This window comes from Pseudomonas sp. HMSC063H08, assembly GCF_001813645.1.
Taxonomy (GTDB): Bacteria; Pseudomonadota; Gammaproteobacteria; order Pseudomonadales; family Pseudomonadaceae; genus Pseudomonas; species Pseudomonas aeruginosa.
In genome coordinates, this window is record NZ_KV813564.1 from 1 (window position 1) to 403 (window position 403).

The window sequence follows — 403 nt, forward strand, 5'->3', positions numbered from 1 at the left end:
CCTGCCATTTCCCGGTCGAGGCATCGCCCTCTTTCAGCTCGCCCGCCGGCCAGTAGCCGTCCTTGGGGGCTGCGCGCATGGGAAGGTAGACGTGGAGTTGGCCGACTCGCGTGGTGATGTCGCCGGCGCGCTGGGCGATGACGGCCGCCGTCTTGTAGTCGTCGGTCTGGTGCAGGAATCCGCTGCGCGGATAGAGGTTCCCCCACATGTCGCCGGAGAAGACTCCCCCCACCTCGCGCAGCCCTGGGACCAACGCTTCGGGGTACACCTGCTCGGGAATTCCATGCCGCCAGCCAATGGCGTCCAGTGTGCTGAGGAAGTACGGCACCAGCGGGAAGGTGGCACCAGGGCAAACGTACCCAGAGGCGCTGGCGAACCGGCTGAACGTGGCCCCGCCAGGATG

The 403-nt window shown here is 67.2% G+C and carries 1 protein-coding gene; it reads right to left on the reverse strand.

The window, feature by feature from the left end; translation table 11 throughout:
• A partial coding sequence (locus HMPREF2924_RS26320; RefSeq protein WP_070700727.1) for a TIGR03756 family integrating conjugative element protein occupies positions 1–403 on the reverse strand: 403 nt, incomplete at both ends.